Raw genomic sequence first — 17487 nt, forward strand, 5'->3', positions numbered from 1 at the left:
ATAATGGATTCAGTTAAAGTTTTAAGTGGTAATGAAGTGATAGAACTACTTGAGGTTCCATCGTTTTGCACTGATTGGGACCAATTATTTTATTCATGTGCTTGGGCTACCGCTTTTCAAAGCCGAGGATTTGTTTCCAATTGGTACAAGTATAATCAGGAAGAATTCTTTCCAATCATGGTGATCGGAACCTCACTAGAAAAAATGACGGGATTGTTGACTTTAGCCATTCCTGCAGCGGGTTCCACAAGCATGAATTTAAGAAATAACCGGACCAGGATAGTAGGTGCCGGGGGCTATGAAGCGGAATATCAAACTTGGATATCGAAAGATAATTCCACAGGTGATGAATTTATCGTTTCTGCGCTGGAAGCCTTGTTTGAAGTTTATCCTAAGTATGATTTAGTCTTCCGTTTTATACCATCCTTAACGCCATTAAACTGGCTGAACCAATCTGCAAAATGGAATGAGCGATCCATTTTACAACCCTATAGGCGGCCTTTAATGGAAATGAAAAACCCAGAGTTTTTGAAAATTTTTAAAAAAAGAGGGTTTAAGCTAAAGTTAAACCGGTTAAAGCGATTAGGGAAAATTGAATTCAAGAAGATTACTTCGTTAGAAACCTTTAAAGAAATTATTGACGAATTAATCATCCAATTTGATTTCAGACAAGGAGCCATGTTTGATAAAATCTCTTATTTAAATAAGCCCCATAAAAGAGATTTTATGCTTGCTTTATTTAAAGAGGATTTACTACACACTACTGTTTTATATTTAGAAAATAAGATTCTCGCATCCATTATTGCGATAAAAACAGATAGGTGGGTGCATTTGGGGGGAATAAATACGCATACACCATTTTATGCTGCACATTCTCCCGGCTTTGTTCATTTTATCCTTTTAGGTGAACAACTGGTAAAGGACGACATGAATGTTTTTGACCTTACTCCGGGAGGGGATGCCTATAAGGAACGGATGGCCACCAGTTCTGATCAGGTGTTTGAATTATTAGTGACCCAAAGTCATACCTATTTATTTAAAAGGAAAATTAAAAAGAAAATTCAGGATTATTTGGTAAGTGTAGGCCGCAGGCCCATGAGCATTGAACTTAGTATAAGAAAGCAATCCACAATTTTTAAGAACAGATTGAAGGGTCTCAGGAAAAACGGCATTTTAAATTTTTTGAGCGATTTGAAAAGGAAACCTTCAATTATCCGAATTCCTGACTTTAAGTTATTTGCTTATGATCATCCTGAAACAGAGATCATGGAAAATTCCTTAGAGGATTTATTGAAATATCCTTCTAACGAAGGAAAAATTAGCCGCTGGGAATTTTTAGAAAGTGCAATGTCTAAATTCGAAATAGGCTATATCTGTTATTCTTGGGCTAATAAGAATGTGCTATTGGGCCTTATTTGGATAATAGATGGGGAGAAATTAGGTGAATTAAATGTTGATGGCTTGGAAAAAGCGGATTGGTTGCTAAATGACCTTTACTTTCATGATGAGATAAATTTGGATCAATTTCTGAAAGCTGTATTTTATAGAATCAGCCAGCAAGAAGGAATTGTTGATCTAAAGTATATGGATAATCATGAAAATATCCAACGCCTCCAAAATTTGTGTTTGACGAACAAAGCTTTAATAAATAATTAAAATTTTGCTGACATTTTTATCATGGAAAAACCACTGAACGCTACGGTTGAAGATAGTATCCTTATTCCCGATGATTTAAAGGTGGGAGAAGTAAACATTTTAAGTGGCAAAAAGGCCAAGGAAATGATATCTTCAATTTGGTTCCAAAAAAACTGGGATCAGTTGTATGCAGATTGCCCTTGGTCTACAGCATTTCAAAAGCGACAATTTGTATCAACGTGGTATGCGACATTTGAAAATGAGATAACCCCAATCATCGCGTTAAGTACAAATTACACCGGAGAGATGAGTGGATTACTAACCTTGGCCACTAGGGGAAATATAGAGTTTCCAGACAAGATGATAAAAATTTTTGGAGCTGGAGAATTTGAGTCTGAATATCAGGATTGGATCACCACATCTGGAAATCGGGATAGTTTTATCATTGATACATTTAATGCGCTGCTTCAGGTTTTTCCAAAATGTAATATCGTTCTCAGATTTGTTTCTAAGCAATCTTTTTCTGAAAAGTTATCTGAGGATCCCTACTTAAAACCCAAATTGGTTATTCAAAGGTTTCGAAGGCCATTGATGGATACCAATTCTCCAGAAATTGATCAAATATTAAAACTTCAAAGGCAGTTTAAAAACAAATACAGGAAACTAAATCAACTTGGTAAAGTCAAGTTTGAAAAAATTATTGACTTTAATGAATTTAAGACTTCTTTTGAAACGTTAATGGCACAATTTGATTTCAGGCAAGGGGCCATGTTTAATAAAAATCAATTCCTTGAAAATCCCAATAAAAGGAATTTTTTTTATGGCTTATTTAAACAAGGACTTTTGCATGTGACATTACTGAAAATAGACGATGAAATCATTGCCTCAATGATTGGGGCGTCTGATAAAAAATGGGTACACCTTCAAGGAGTAAATACCCACTCTCCTGCGTACGGGAAATTTTCCCCTGGTATTCTTCATTTTTATTTATTGGGGGATTTAATCCGAAAGGAAAGAGGAGTTTTTGATTTAACACCTGGGCTCGATGAATATAAGGAGAGATGGGCCACCGATCATGATTGGGTTTATACCATTACATTAACCCAAAATCGGCAATTTTATATTAAAAGATTTTTAAAGAAAAATATCCACAGTACTTTGATTAAACTGGGATTTAAGCCTATGAAAGTAGAATTGCTTTTAGAGAAAAAAGTATATCTTCTTAAGAAGAAATGGAATTTGCGGCGTTTGAACACACTTTGGAAAAAGGAAAATTTAATTCCCAGGCGACTGTCTCTTCCTTTAGATAAAAAATTTGACCAATTGTCTATAACGGAAAATAATTTGTCTGACTTGTTAAAATATGAAGAAACAAAAGGAAATTTGTCAAGGTGGGAATTTATGGAAAGCGTAATGAATGAAATGGGAAATGGAAAAGTCATTTTTAGCCATACTAAAGATGAAAAAATGGTTGCCATGATTAGTTTTGAGAAAAAGGAGACCAAAAATGGACCTGTCAAGGATGATATTAATTGTAAAAACACTTCCCACACTTTAGAAAACCTCTATTTCCACCCGGACACCACTGAAGAGCAACTTGTTTCCTTTTTCAGATCCGTTTGTAACACTATATATTCAAAATACAATATTAGTGAAGTATTGTTTTTGCATGACGAGAAAAAAAGTCAACTATTCAAAGAAATACTTTAAATGGTTGAGAAGTGTTTCGATCGGAAGAAATAATTCATTCAAATGTATCAAGATTTCCTCTAAAATAGGAAGACTGGATCAAACCATAAAAAACTAAAATTTATTTTGTAAATATGGAGTTTTTCAATGATGAAGTGAAAATCCTGAAAGGGACTGAAGTTTTTGACAAAATGGCTTCAGAAAATTTTTTGAATAACTGGAAAAAACTTTGGTTCCAATGCCCCTGGGCGACTGTTTACCAGAGTTATGACTTTGTGTTCCCTTGGTATGAGATTTTCAAAGCAGAAAACACGCCCATTTTAATTACATGGGAATCCCAAGATAACACACTATTAGGTTTTTTCCCGCTTTGCATCGCAAACAAAAGCCAATTGGCAGGTGCAGGTTTACATCATGCTGAATACCAATTATGGATTACTTCTGAGGAAAGTGCTGACTATTTTATTAAACAATCGCTACTCTTAATCTCCAAGGAATTTCCAGGTTATACCCTTACCTTAAATTACATACCTGAAAACTTGTCTTTGGAATGGTGCAAAGATGATACATTTTGGAAAAGGAGAATTTTTTTGAAAAGCAGTACCCATCCCATTATGAAAATTAACCCAGAACATTTAGAAGCCGAACTCAAAAAGAAAAATAAGAAAGAAAAGATCAACCGATTAAAAAGGTTAGGAGATTTAAAGATCAAGAGAATTACTGATTTTCAGGAATTTGAAAATATTTTTGATGAGTTGGCTGTACAAAATGATTTTCGGAAGCGTGCGGTTTATAATTCTACCACATTTCAGGATTCGCCATTACCAAAACCTTTTTTACTTTCTTTATTTAGAAAAGGAATCTTGCATGTAACTATTCTTACCGTGGGCAAAGAAATCATTGCTTCAAATGTAGGTACCATCGGAAACAAATGTGTCCACCTTCAAGGAATGAATACACATTCACCAAAGCATTCCAAATTTTCGCCTGGGATCTTACATTTTCTTATGTTAGGCCTTCTTTTGAGTGATGAACACTTTGAGGTTTTTGATCTCACTCCCGGGTCTGATCCCTATAAGAGTACGCTGGCAAATGATTTTTCTACTGCTACACGTTTAGAATTTGGAAGCCCCTCCTTTATTTTAATACGAAAGCTAGCAAATTCTATAAGAAATAATTTAAAGCCATTTTTTCAAAAAATTGGCGTAAATGAATACCAACTTCGTGAAACTAAAAGAATACTGGAAGTATATAAGGAAAAATTTAAATTGGCATCGCGATATAGACTTTTAAGTAATTTTAAAAGAAGTTTGGCGAGTAAGAGAGCGAACGATGAATGGCTTGGAAAAAGAGTCATTTCGAAGCAATCATCTGATAACAAAAACTTTCTAAATATCCAAAGGGACTCAATTGGGGATCTTTTGCATTTTGAAGCCATAGGTACACTTTGCACCCCGAGGGAGTTTATGGAAGATGCATTGAAAAGGCTTGAAAAAGGCCAAGTTCCCTATACCATTTGTGAAGATAATAGGCTTTTATTTTGCGTGTGGAGAGAATCTAGGTTTCCCTCCGAAATATGTTCAAATGCGGACTCCTGCTCAAGTACTCCTCCTGATTTTATAAAAATGTATGTTCATCCGACACGGGAAAAGGATGCTGATCAATTTAGAAATTTTGTGATTAGAAAAATTGGAGAGGAATTAAACGAAAGGGTTGACAAGCGTAATTCCTCTACTAGGATAGGAGCCACTGTGGATAATTAGGCATTAATTCAAAGAGGGATATTCGATCATTAAGCTGTTTAATTCCTTCTGTTTCTTGTTGTTTTTTCCAACAATTTGCTGATGTATTTTACCTTTCCGCATAGGTTCAGATGGGTATTTTTATTACTCAGTAGTTATATCTTTTACATAAACTGGGTACCTGTTTATGCCCTATTGCTTTTCTCATCCACCGCCATTACGTATCCCTAAGGCATTTTAATGGCAGCAACTACTAAAACAGGATAAAGAAACGTTTCCTTATTTTAAGATTTTTTTTAATTTTGGAGTTTTATTATTCTTTAAATATTTTAATTTATTAATAATTTTTCAGATTTAAAAACCGGCTTCGATCTATTAAGGATACTAGCTTTGAACCATTAAAGTCAGAAAAATATCAAGATGCTAGAAAACTCGATCTCAATCAAATCAAAATCTTTCAAACAATTTTTAATTAACACAAAAACCAAGGACATAAGGTAAATGTCTGCGTTTCTCCAACTTCCAGGATATATTCAGAAGGTATACCTAAATCTTTGGAAATAGCCCAACAAATTTGCAATTAGGAAAATATTCCATTTTAATATTACAGTCAGAATAAATGGTTTACCAAATCATTCGGAATTATTCGCAGACCCAACCATCTCAATGAGGAAGGTGCTATGCATTTTTACCAGATGTTTGCTAAAGAAGCTTTTAAGATAGATATGTAGACATTCTACATATCTAAGTCGTATTTTCTTAGGTGAGTTTTTCCCTTGAAGTTAGGTCAACTTTAATTTATCGTCAAAAAGTATGTGAGGTATAAGTTCAAATAGCGGCGTGTTTGGTATTTGTTTACTTACCTGTCAAGTCGGATTTTTCTAAAAATTTAAATTTATAGTTTTGTTTTCCTATATTTTTTTATAAATTTAAATATATTTAAATTTAATCATTTAGGTGTTTATGTTTACTTTCATCCATTTTTTATAAAATGATATGATCGCAACGTTCAGTGTTAATAGAATGCCTAAACAAATGTTTAAGATAAAATTTTGGAAAATAAACTGGAATGTCATTATGTAAGAGACGCCTTTATATAGTTAATATATTAATAAATTGAACTTATATTGGATAGTGTAACTATATCCATTTATAGTGGTAAATTATCACCTATGATGGATGTTACTACTATATAAAAGAACAGACGATCCCTCCCCATTCTCATTAATTTTTGAAGAGGGAATCGGTGTTATAGTATTGATGTTGCCAAATTAAAGGTTAAATACGAATGAAAAATCTGATTAAAAATATCTTAAGTTTGCTAACTAAATTATTGCGGAAAGCAAAAAAGAATCCACGTATTGCTGCGGTGATATATAGTGTAAAAAATGAGCGACTATTTGGAAACGTAGATCAACATGAAAGAATGTTGGCCGATAGCGTACGAGTGGACACTTATCACGCAGCAATCCATAAATATGTTTCAGAAGGGGATACAGTAGTGGACTTGGGTTCAGGGACCGGAGTTTTGTCTTTTTTTGCCAGCCAAAAGTTACCTAAACAAGTTTATGCCATTGATCACGGCGATATTATAGATTTGGCGTCTTTTTTGGCTAAGAAGAACGGGTTTTCCAACATAAAATTTGTCAGAACTCACAGCAGCCAATTTGCTCCTAAAGAAAAGGTGGACGTTATTATTCACGAACAGATAGGGGATTTTCTTTTGGATGAGGACATGGTGAGGAATATAAGTGATCTACGTGACCGGATATTGGCCCCGGGGGGAAAAATCCTTCCAAACGGATTTGAATTCTTTATTGAGCCGATCTCTTTGAATCCGCAACGGCTCACACCTTTTTTATGGGATCAAAACCTACATGGGATTAAGTTTGATGCTGCAAAGGAATGGCTTCAGGGTAGTTTGAATAAAATAGGGAAAAACAAATTATTCCAAAGGCTTTTACCGGGGGATGCTTCTTTTTTTCTATGTGATCCCGCTAGCTTTTATTCATTCAATTTATTGACCATACAGCCGGATTCGCTTCCTAAAAAATTTTCCATCCTTAAAGAAATTGTCAACCCAGGTTCAATGGATGGATTTTGCATTTATTTTCATATCTATTTTGATGACACATTATTCATTAAAACAGACCCATTTGAAAAGCCCACCCATTGGTTATGCCAATTATTCCGCATTGAACCTATGGTTTGCCAAAAGGGTGATATGGTTAAAATTGAGCTGGAAATTGAAGATTGCACAAAAGTAAATTCTTGGAAAATAGGCCATTCTGTTTTACATGCCGACTTAAAAGATAAAGTGGAAGTATAGCTGAGAGCAAGGAATATATCGAGCCTTTAATCGGTTTTGAAATGTATTTATCCAATTTATATATATTTAAAATAACTTAACCTCTTTAAAAATGAATAAATTATTAGCAGTCGTCTTCTCCGGCATGTACCGGCTTTGGCAAGGAGTAAAGAAAAACCCGAAAGTTGCAGCAATGATGTATGGTACCCACAACCGCAATCTTTTCAGCAGCGTAGACCAACATGAGCGTATGCTTGCCTGTAAGGTACGGGTGGACACCTATCATGCAGCCATTCATAAGTATGTTTCAGAAGGTGATATTGTAATGGATGTGGGTTCAGGAACAGGGATTTTATCATTTTTTGCCAGCCAAAAAAAGCCAAAACATATTTATGCCGTTGACCACGGAGATATTATCGAACTGGCAAAGTACTTGTCCGAAAAAAATGGGATAAAGAATATTTCTTTTGTCCATTCCCATAGTTCTGATTTTAATCCGCCACAAAAAGTCGATATAATCATACAGGAACAAATTGGGGATTTTCTTGTAGATGAGGATATGATCAGAAATATTTGTGATCTAAGGGACAGAATTTTAGCTCCCGGAGGGAAGATTCTTCCCAACGAATTTGATATGTTTTTAGAACCCATTACTTTAAAGGAAAACCACAGAACTCCTTTCCTTTGGGAACGGGATCTTCATGGAGTACGTTTTGACAGTTCAAAGGAATGGCTCCTAGGAGATTTAAACAAAATAGGAAAAACGAAATTGTACCATAGACTGTTACCCGGAGAAGCCTCCCATTTTCTTTGTGATCCCAAACCTCTTTTTTCTTTTGATTTAATGACGGTTCAACCTGATACGTTTCCCAACAAATATTCTGATAGCAAACAAGTATCCAATGAAGGTATTTTGGATGGATTCTGTTTGTATTTTAATATTCGGTTTGATGAAGAATTAAATATTTCTACAAATCCTTTTGACAAACCTACTGTCTGGCTATACCAACTTTTCAGGACAGAACCGATTTATTGCCAAAAAGGGGATATTATAAATATTGAATTGGATATGAAAGACCAAACAAAAGTTAGTTCATGGAACTTGACACACGTTATTAAAAAAGTTAAGCCTATGGTGAAAGAAATCAATTAAAGTGAATCAGATGATTACCTATAGTATACGTTATGAATAGTTCCATATGATTGAAAAAAAATCAGCCAATATAATATACTTTGGCCTTGAACCAAATACATTGTTGGTACTGGTTAATGACAAGGCTGTGAGTTTAAAGGCCGTGGCTAAAATTGGTGATTTTCTTAAAAATGGTACCTTTAATCCAGTAAATATTTTATTCAAGCATATTTATTTATGGCACCTTAACGATAATGGTGGGATTAAGAAGATGTTTCTATTTGGTGCTTATAAAATTTTAAATCCGTTGTCTTCGGGTATTTATAAAAAATATAGTCTCTATCTTCATACCATTGTTCAAAATAACATAAAAATTGTTGACAGTAAGAACCTTGCAACCCTACAAAAATTTGTTGACGAGAATAATGTTAAATTATTTGTGGTTAACACCTGGTCCATTCTACCTAGCGAGATCGTAGAAATGCCAAAATTTGGATGCTTGAATATACACCCTTCAAAATTGCCGAAGTACAAGGGAGCCTTGCCAACTCTTTGGGCACTAAAAAACGGGGATAAATCTGCAGCAGTTACCTATATTCTGTTGGACCACACTGTGGATGGGGGCAAAATAATCGCTCAACATGAATTTTGTATCTCCCCAACGGATACTGGTATTTCAGTTGATAAGAAAATTGACAAGATCGTAGCTGTTACATTATGCAACGATATCGTTTGCTATTTAAAGGGTAAAACCGTCTTATTAGACCAATGCAAAAAAGAAGCTACTAAAACCGGAAAGTTTGAGGCATATAGGGCGATTGATTTTGGCGTGGAAAGGGCTATCGATGTATTCAATAAGATAAATTTATATACATATCAAAACCCGAGTAATACATGCTATGCCCAACTAATGGGGAGATGCATAACCTTTAAAGGATGTAAAGGTGTAACCGTATTTCCGGCATTGAAGCCCGGTAATTTTGAAATCAAAGGTTTTGTTTTGTTTATTGGATGCAAAGATCAAGCTATAAAACTACGGTTATTTAAAGATATTAATTTATTAAATTCCTGCTATTTATACCTGAAAAAGTTCAATCTTTCTGTACTTTAACCTAGCCTTCACTGGGGCATATAACAAGTAATTCCAAATCAATATCTTTTATTTAACTCAAATTTAAACCTTCTTAGAAGGGAAAGAAACGGAGAGTTGTTTTTCGAATTAACAAAATTTTGCCAGACACCTACCATTCTACAGATATTTTCTTTGTCGGAGGCTCCTTCTAAAAATCCAAACCTTGGAATATCGTAAGGAGTTTTTAAAACATTTCTGGTCAACCTTTCAGGTTTATTGCTGAATCCGAGTTTATAATTCAGGGATTTCAATATATTTTTCTCCCTATCTCCATAATCTCCATTGGGATAGGCGAAGAATTCAATAGTTTTACCGGTCCATTTCACCAATTTTTCCGTGGAAAGTTGGAGCTCCTCGATGACCTCCTCATGATTACAATTAATCAGGATGGGATGGGTATGTGTATGACCTCCTATGGTTAAAAATTGCGATGTTGATATATTTGAAACTTGATTTGGGGTCATCGCTTCTCGCGGCAAATTTAAAGTTGATTTTATTTTTTTAATTTTATCCACCCGTTCTTGATTGGGTATCTTTTTATATTCTTCAACTGATAAGTGGTTGTTGCCATTCTTTCTGGCATAATCTGCCCAAGTCCACCAATAAACGCCGTTTTCTGCCGGCTCTGTAGAAATAAAAATGGTAAGCGGAACATGATATTTTTCTGCTATACCGACCATATTTATTTCATTGTTTAACCAGCCGTCATCTGCAGTAATCAGTACAGCACCTTTTGGAAAAGGCAGGGTTCCGAGCATTATCTTTACAAGATCTTCTGGGCCTATAAAATTGAATCCATTCTTCTTTAACCATTTTATGCAGAATTCAAATTCCTTTTTAGTGGGATTATGAAAATACAAGGAGATGATAAATTCACCCTGCTTTGCATCTGAAATTGCCTTTCGGACATGTCCACTCCATTCTAAAAAAAGAGAAATGAAATAGGCAATAATATTCCTAAAATTATATACCATCACAAGAAGATATTCTTAATAAAAAAATTGTAATATTTTTATTAAGCCCTTAATCAATACTAAATGAAATGGTGTAGGGGACACCAGACAAACCTTCTCCCTTTCTTTTTGTATACGAAGTTACCGTAAGCTGATAATCACCTTTCTCAAGGCCTGACCCATAATAATAATTTCCATTGCCATCGTCTCCAAATAAGGCAAATGGAGGTGAATTGTCAATAGTTTCGAACGAATCTCTTCCGGAAATCTCAAATTTTACACTTCCTACATTCTTTTCATTGAAAAGATCTGCCCTAATATTAATTTTGAATGTTCCCATGGAATCCATGTATACAGTTCCTTCCGGCTCTACCAAACGATAATCTTTTTCGGTCTCCGCATTTACAAATGTCAGTTTTGAAATCTTTCCGAATATATCTGTATCGCCATTTTTAGTTTCCTTTGGTAATATTAAACTCCAAACCTTAATATTGTCAAAATATAGAACCCTGGATTTGGATTTTGTAGCTCCGTCAACCCAACTACTTTTATAAATTCCAATTTTCCATTTAGGGAGAGGACTATTATTCATATTTTTGCCTTTAAGGTCAAGGAGCTTTTCATCGTCTTTCCATAATTCTGTTACCCCATTTTCACCATAATCATGGACCATATGAATTGTAAAATTTTGCCATTCATCTTTAATGACAGGCCCTAAATCAAAATCCTCACTGACACCATCTATGTAAAACCGCCAAAAAAAACGATCATCTTTGATATTTATTGATGCCGATGGATCTCCTTCTTGGTACCATTGATTTATTAATTCTTTTCTGTCATCCCTGGTATAATCTTTTGGAATAAACAGATCAAAAGAGTACCATGTATCGGGACCTATGTGTCCTTCTTCCCCTTTTACAATAGATAATTCAGCCCTAACGCTTCCTTTGACTAAGGGGTCATCTTCTCTAAGTTCGAACCTTGCTGCCCGTTCACCCTCATTCTTCGGTTTTGGTACTATGGTAAGTCCATAATCAGTGCCTATTTCAAAACTATGTGCTTTAATGGAAGACTCTCCAGTTTCAAATGTCTCTTCGTAAATCAATAATATATCGTCAGGAATTTGGCGTATTGGAAGTTCGTCTTGCTTTTTGACAAACATATTCCACGAAATGAACATGACCACGAACAATATCACAATTGTAATAAAAGTTTTCAATTTGAATCTCTTTAAATTTAACACAAACACCGGAAGATTTGATGTAAACCACATTTAAATATATAAAAAAAATCCCAAAGCAGAAATTTATTTAGATAAATTTTAGGTTAATTTATTTGTTTAGTTTCTTCAAAAATGATAATATCGGGTTTACTCTATTTGGTGTTGTATTAGAGGGTCAAAAAGGTCATTCTATATATTAGTTAATATTTGATATCAAAAAGGCGCATTAAATTCATTTTTTTCTTGGATAGAATATAAAAAAAATGAGGAGACTTATGATTAGCCCTCCTCATTTTTCAAATAACTTTATGGTTGTTTATAATGATATTACCTTCTCCTGTTCCTTCTATTGCCTCTTCTTCGACTTCTATCTTCCTCTACCTCTTCAGAAATTTGATCGACATCATCTCGATTGGAAGTACCACCATCATTTTCATCGTCATCATCTCCATTGGAAGTACCTCCATTATTTTCTTCGTCGTTTTCTTCCGATGAATCTCCATTAGAAGTTCCTTCATCTGAAGAATCGTCATTGTCTGAACTATCTCCACCAGGGTTGGCCGTTTGATCGTTATTTTCTGCGTTTCCACTAGAAAAATCATAAGCCATATCTTCATAGGTTGTTTTACTGTCACCTACTCTGACATTGTCAAACAGCAATACCCTTTTGCTGACTGTGGTTTTGCTATCTGCCCATTCCCACTTGTAAATTCCAATTTTCCACTTTGGAATACCGCCACTACTGTTTATATTTCTACCTCTTTCGTCAATGAGTTTTTTACCATCCAACCATAATTCTGTTACACCATCAGATTCATATGAATGAACCATGTGAATTACAAAATTACTCCACTGCCCTTTTTTCAAAGCACCTAATTGGATGTCGGTTTTATTGCCATTGATATAGAACCTCCAAAATAATTTTCCATTTCGAATATTAATTAAAGCAGCTGGACCATCATGGAACCATTGGTTAATTGATTCGGTATCATCCTCGTCGGCATAGTCCTCTGGTACAAAGAGGTCAAAGCCATACCAGGTATCCTTTTCAATATGACCTTCGTCTCCCTTCACAATGGTAACTTCTGCACGAATGCTTCCTTTAACCAAAGGATCATTATCCCTTAATTCAAACCTTGCGGCCTTTTCATTTGGATAATTTGGCTTAGTGACCGATGTTAATGAATGATTTCCACCTAGCTCATGACTGTGCGCCATTGAAAGTGGGGAATTCCCTGAATTGAAGTCATCAAAAAAGATAAAATTCGATTTTGGAGAAACAGTTGCAAATAGCACTTTTGCATCATCCTCGATAAGCGGGATTTGGTCTTCCGTAAAATCGCAAGCATAAAAGCCTCCGGTAATCAGTCCCAGGCAAAGAAATTGAGTGATTTTTTTTGTTTTTTTCATACCTTAAATAATTAGCTTTTTTTTTAAATTATTTGAAGGACGCTTGCGATTACTGTACCATTAATTTTTGTTTTTTTTAACCTGAATTATTAATCAGTCAAAATGGTCTTGGAATATTTAATAATGGATTCTGATATTTGTATGATTTCTTGACCAAAAGATATTTTTTAGTTACGATAAAAATGACACCTAAAAGTCTGACAAAACTGATATTGCAATAAAATATTTTTAAAACCAACCATTGTTTAAAAAGCACCTTTTTTGACTATGAAATTGAAAATTTTGTAGATCCCTTAATTAAAGGAATATACGGAGCCGATAATATTACTAAAAATTCAATTAAATTTTTATGAAGAATGAGATACGTTAGAGGTGTTGAATCTCAGCTGATAGTACATATTAAATCTATTTTATCTATAAGAAAAAACCTAATTCAACCCTATTAATTTGCTCTTGATGTTTTTTTTTATTTAATCGTAGTTAACTGAAGTCTAAGGTATCAAATAATATATTTTAATTTCCACACTTTTCCTCAATTACGCCATTTTATACCAATATTTTTTATAACCAAATTTTTCAATAGGAAAAATTTGGTTATAAAAATATCGATAATCAATTCAATAGATTTTATAATTTTTTTTATTTAAATAAATCTTATGAAAAATTCTTAGTTGTGTAACTGTTCCACAAATTGTGGGTTTAATACACAGTTAATCTATATTTTAGTCTCTTATTAAATTAAAGACGAATTTCTAAAACTAAAGTTTTATATTCTGATTTTACTTTTTTAGAAATTTAAATCTTTCCATATTAGTTGGCGTTTTTAGAGTTAGTAAATACCATCCCGCACTTATATTGTCCCTACCAATTAAGTCAATGAGCATTTTATTACCTTCAAAATGAGTTTTTGTTTCAAAAACCAGCCTTCCTGTCACATCATGAATTGATATATCCACCTCTCCCTCAATCTCACTAGAGAACATTAAATTGATATGGTTCTCCACTGGATTGGGGAATATTGTTGTTCTTAATTCACGAGTAGAGATTAAAGATTCCGCAGTTTCTTCATTTACAGATCCTTCCCTATCCTGGAAAAGTATTCTGGCGTTTGAGTTTGTAAATGAATATAAATCCGCAATTTCATTGGCATTCAATGCCCCATGATAAATCCTAAGGTCATCCAATCCACCCGTCCATCTGAAATCAGTACCCCATGCGCCGATTCTTAAAATCGAATTGTTGTTCAATATGGTGGCTGGGGAGGAGAAGGTTCTGGAATTGTCCTCTACCCCGTTCAGATATATTTTCATGGAAAGCCCGTCAAATGTGGCAGCAACGTGGGTCCATGTAGCCCCGTTTGCCACATAGTTGCTGTTGGATAGTAGGTGATAAGTAAGGTTGTTTGCAGTCCAGTTAATCCAGAATTCGATTTTTCCGGCGTTGGTGATGTTGATCTCATATCCGTTCTGGACTGACTTGCCCATGATGGATTTGGTCTGAACCGATGTGGGCCTGATCCAGGCAGACAGGGTTATTGCATCGCTGATATTTAGCGATGGCGCATTGTTTACTTCAGCGTAGCGGTTTGTCGTACCCGGAAGGTTCAGCGCCAACCCGTCTACGCCGGGTACCCAAGTAACGTTGGTAGCATTTCTCAGTACACCATTATTGCCATAGCCGGAGTGGTCGATTAACGTGTTGCCGCTTCCCTCATCCATTTTCCAATGCGCAACCAATTGAGAGGTAGGACCGGAGGTGTCTGCTATCGTAATGAAGGTCCTTGTCTGAGACCAAGGGCTTTGACCCGCACTGTTCTGCGCACTTACACGCCAGAAGTAGGCAGTCTGGAAACTCAGCCCTGAGGCGTTGACGCTGGTACCGGAAATTCCCGTTTCCTGAAATACAATATTGGTAAACGTGTCGTTGGTGGACACCTGCACCTGGTAGCTCTCCGCACCGCTCACCGATTGCCAGGAAAGTGCCGGGGTGAGCGAGATATTTGTAGCGTTGTTGGCAGGGGCACTCAGGGTGGGGGCAGCAGGAACCACCACGGGTTGGTTTTGGGTAGTAAACGTCCTGACCTGGGACCAAGGGCTTTGACCCGCACTGTTCTGGGCACTTACGCGCCAGAAGTATGCAGTCTGGAAATTCAGTCCTGAGGCGTTAACGCTAGTGCCCGAAATACCCGATTGCTGAAAAACAATATTGGTAAACGTGTCATTGGTGGACACCTGCACGTGGTAATTCTCCGCACCGCTTACCGATTGCCAGGAAAGTGCCGGGGTTAGGGTGATATTTGTGGCATTGTTGGCAGGGGCACTCAGGGTGGGGGCAGCAGGAACCACCACGGGTTGGTTTTGGGTAGTAAACGTCCTGACCTGGGACCAAGGGCTTTGACCCGCACTGTTCTGGGCACTTACGCGCCAGAAGTATGCAGTCTGGAAATTCAGTCCTGAGGCGTTAACGCTAGTGCCCGAAATACCGGATTGCTGAAAAACAATATTGGTAAACGTGTCATTGGTGGACACCTGCACGTGGTAATTCTCCGCACCGCTTACCGATTGCCAGGAAAGTGCCGGGGTTAGGGTGATATTTGTGGCATTGTTGGCAGGGGCACTCAGGGTGGGGGCAGCAGGAACCACCACGGGTTGGTTTTGGGTAGTAAACGTCCTGACCTGGGACCAAGGGCTTTGACCCGCACTGTTCTGGGCACTTACGCGCCAGAAGTAGGCAGTCTGGAAATTCAGTCCTGAGGCGTTGACGCTGGTACCGGAAATACCCGTTTCCTGAAATACAATATTGGTAAACGTGTCGTTGGTGGAAACCTGCACCTGGTAGCTCTGCGCACCGCTCACTGATTGCCAAGAAAGTGCAGGGGTGAGCGAGATATTTGTAGCGTTGTTGGCAGGGGCACTCAGGGTGGGGGCAGCAGGAACCACCACGGGTTGGTTTTGGGTAGTAAACGTCCTGACCTGGGACCAAGGGCTTTGACCCGCACTGTTCTGGGCACTTACGCGCCAGAAGTAGGCAGTCTGGAAATTCAGTCCTGAGGCGTTAACGCTAGTGCCCGAAATACCCGATTGCTGAAAAACAATATTGGTAAACGTGTCGTTGGTGGACACCTGCACCTGGTAACTCTCCGCACTGCTCACCGATTGCCAGGAAAGTGCCGGGGTGAGCGAGATATTTGTAGCGTTGTTGGCAGGGGCACTCAGGGTGGGGGCAGCAGGAACCACCACGGGTTGGTTTTGGGTAGTAAACGTCCTGACCTGGGACCAAGGGCTTTGACCCGCACTGTTCTGGGCACTTACGCGCCAGAAGTATGCAGTCTGGAAATTCAGTCCTGAGGCGTTAACGCTAGTGCCCGAAATACCGGATTGCTGAAAAACAATATTGGTAAACGTGTCATTGGTGGACACCTGCACGTGGTAACTCTCCGCACCGCTTACCGATTGCCAGGAAAGTGCAGGGGTTAGGGAAATTCCCGAGGCATTATTCGCTGGGGTAGATAAAATTGGTGCTATAGGAATTGCTGGTTCACTGGAGAATAATGCACTTACCTCTTGCGCATTTAGGGCTCCATGATAAATCCTAAGGTCATCCAATCCACCCGTCCATCGATAATCACTCCCCCAAGCGCCGATCCTTAGAATGGAATTATTGTTCAATATGGTAGCTGGGGAGGAGAATGTTTTGGAGTTATCCTCAACCCCGTTCAGATAAATTTTCATTGAAAGTCCATCAAAGATGGCGGCAAAGTGGGTCCAAGTGGTACCATTTGCAATATAATTGTTAGTGGATAGAATATGGTAAGTCAAATTGTTAGCTGTCCAATTAAGCCAGAATTCGATTTTTCCAGTATTTGTTATGCTTACCTCATAACCATTTTGGGTAGATTTACCCAGAATAACTTTGCTCTGAACCGCGGTCGGCCTAATCCATCCAGTAATTGAGATTTTATCGCTTATGTTGAGCGATGGAGCATTGTTTACTTCCGCATACCTATCCACCGAACCTGGAAGGTTCAGTGCTAGCCCGTCAACCCCGGGTACCCAGGTAACGTTGGTAGCATTTCTCAGTACCCCGTTATTGCCATATCCGGAGTGGTCAATTAAAGTGTTGCCGCTTCCCTCATCCATTTTCCAATGCGCTACCAATTCTGAGGTTGGACCGGAGGTGTCTGCTAAAGTGATGAAGGTTCTAGTCTGAGACCAAGGGCCCTGACCGGCGCTGTTCTGGGCACTTACCCGCCAGAAATAAGGGG

The 17487-nt window shown here is 37.1% G+C and carries 10 protein-coding genes; 6 read left to right on the plus strand and 4 right to left on the minus strand.

From position 1 onward, the window contains the following. Positions 1–3: 3 nt before the first annotated feature. The 6 genes from FQ608_RS16120 to FQ608_RS16145 all read left to right on the plus strand — a co-directional run bounded on the left by FQ608_RS16120 (position 4) and on the right by FQ608_RS16145 (position 9617). On the plus strand, positions 4–1656 hold the full coding sequence (locus FQ608_RS16120; protein ID WP_158859268.1) for a GNAT family N-acetyltransferase: 1653 nt from the start codon (positions 4–6) through the stop codon (positions 1654–1656). Between the two features lie 570 nt (positions 1657–2226). After that, entirely contained in the window at positions 2227–3345 is a 1119-nt protein-coding gene (locus tag FQ608_RS16125; protein WP_158859269.1) for a GNAT family N-acetyltransferase, read from the plus strand. Between the two features lie 113 nt (positions 3346–3458). After that, positions 3459–5087 carry a GNAT family N-acetyltransferase gene (locus tag FQ608_RS16130; RefSeq protein ID WP_158859270.1) on the plus strand — a complete coding sequence of 543 codons (1629 nt, stop codon included), beginning with the start codon at positions 3459–3461 and terminating at the stop codon, positions 5085–5087. A 1267-nt stretch (positions 5088–6354) separates the two neighbouring features. Continuing rightward, positions 6355–7395, plus strand: coding sequence for a methyltransferase domain-containing protein (locus tag FQ608_RS16135; RefSeq protein ID WP_158859271.1), 1041 nt, complete (start codon positions 6355–6357; stop codon positions 7393–7395). Between the two features lie 91 nt (positions 7396–7486). Beyond that, the gene (locus tag FQ608_RS16140) at positions 7487–8527 is read left to right on the plus strand and encodes a 50S ribosomal protein L11 methyltransferase (RefSeq protein WP_158859272.1); all 1041 of its coding nucleotides are present in this window, start codon (positions 7487–7489) and stop codon (positions 8525–8527) included. Between the two features lie 46 nt (positions 8528–8573). After that, positions 8574–9617, plus strand: coding sequence for a formyltransferase family protein (locus tag FQ608_RS16145; protein WP_158859273.1), 1044 nt, complete (start codon positions 8574–8576; stop codon positions 9615–9617). 38 nt (positions 9618–9655) lie between these two features. On the opposite strand, the gene FQ608_RS16150 is transcribed toward FQ608_RS16145, so the two are convergent. The 4 genes from FQ608_RS16150 to FQ608_RS16165 all read right to left on the minus strand — a co-directional run. Beyond that, complete coding sequence (locus FQ608_RS16150) at positions 9656–10612, minus strand: polysaccharide deacetylase family protein (RefSeq protein ID WP_158859274.1); 957 nt, start codon at positions 10610–10612, stop codon at positions 9656–9658. Between the two features lie 49 nt (positions 10613–10661). Next, positions 10662–11810 carry a polysaccharide lyase gene (locus FQ608_RS16155; protein WP_158859275.1) on the minus strand — a complete coding sequence of 383 codons (1149 nt, stop codon included), beginning with the start codon at positions 11808–11810 and terminating at the stop codon, positions 10662–10664. 330 nt (positions 11811–12140) lie between these two features. Then, positions 12141–13223 carry a polysaccharide lyase gene (locus tag FQ608_RS16160; RefSeq protein ID WP_158859276.1) on the minus strand — a complete coding sequence of 361 codons (1083 nt, stop codon included), beginning with the start codon at positions 13221–13223 and terminating at the stop codon, positions 12141–12143. A 779-nt stretch (positions 13224–14002) separates the two neighbouring features. Further along, positions 14003–17487 (minus strand): LamG-like jellyroll fold domain-containing protein (locus tag FQ608_RS16165; RefSeq protein ID WP_158859277.1); only part of this gene is annotated, 3485 nt, incomplete at its 5' end.

It is taken from the genome of Lunatibacter salilacus (genome assembly GCF_009797935.1).
GTDB classification, from domain to species: Bacteria; Bacteroidota; Bacteroidia; order Cytophagales; family Cyclobacteriaceae; genus Lunatibacter; species Lunatibacter salilacus.

Bases quoted from the DNA above. Each gene is read 5' to 3' on its own strand.
- FQ608_RS16130 (WP_158859270.1), top strand. From the start codon at position 3,459: ATGGAGTTTTTCAATGATGAAGTGAAAATCCTGAAAGGGACTGAAGTT.
- FQ608_RS16150 (WP_158859274.1), bottom strand. From the start codon at position 10,612: ATGGTATATAATTTTAGGAATATTATTGCCTATTTCATTTCTCTTTTT.
- FQ608_RS16145 (WP_158859273.1), top strand. From the start codon at position 8,574: ATGATTGAAAAAAAATCAGCCAATATAATATACTTTGGCCTTGAACCA.
- FQ608_RS16135 (WP_158859271.1), top strand. From the start codon at position 6,355: ATGAAAAATCTGATTAAAAATATCTTAAGTTTGCTAACTAAATTATTG.
- FQ608_RS16120 (WP_158859268.1), top strand. From the start codon at position 4: ATGGATTCAGTTAAAGTTTTAAGTGGTAATGAAGTGATAGAACTACTT.
- FQ608_RS16160 (WP_158859276.1), bottom strand. From the start codon at position 13,223: ATGAAAAAAACAAAAAAAATCACTCAATTTCTTTGCCTGGGACTGATT.
- FQ608_RS16125 (WP_158859269.1), top strand. From the start codon at position 2,227: ATGGATACCAATTCTCCAGAAATTGATCAAATATTAAAACTTCAAAGG.
- FQ608_RS16140 (WP_158859272.1), top strand. From the start codon at position 7,487: ATGAATAAATTATTAGCAGTCGTCTTCTCCGGCATGTACCGGCTTTGG.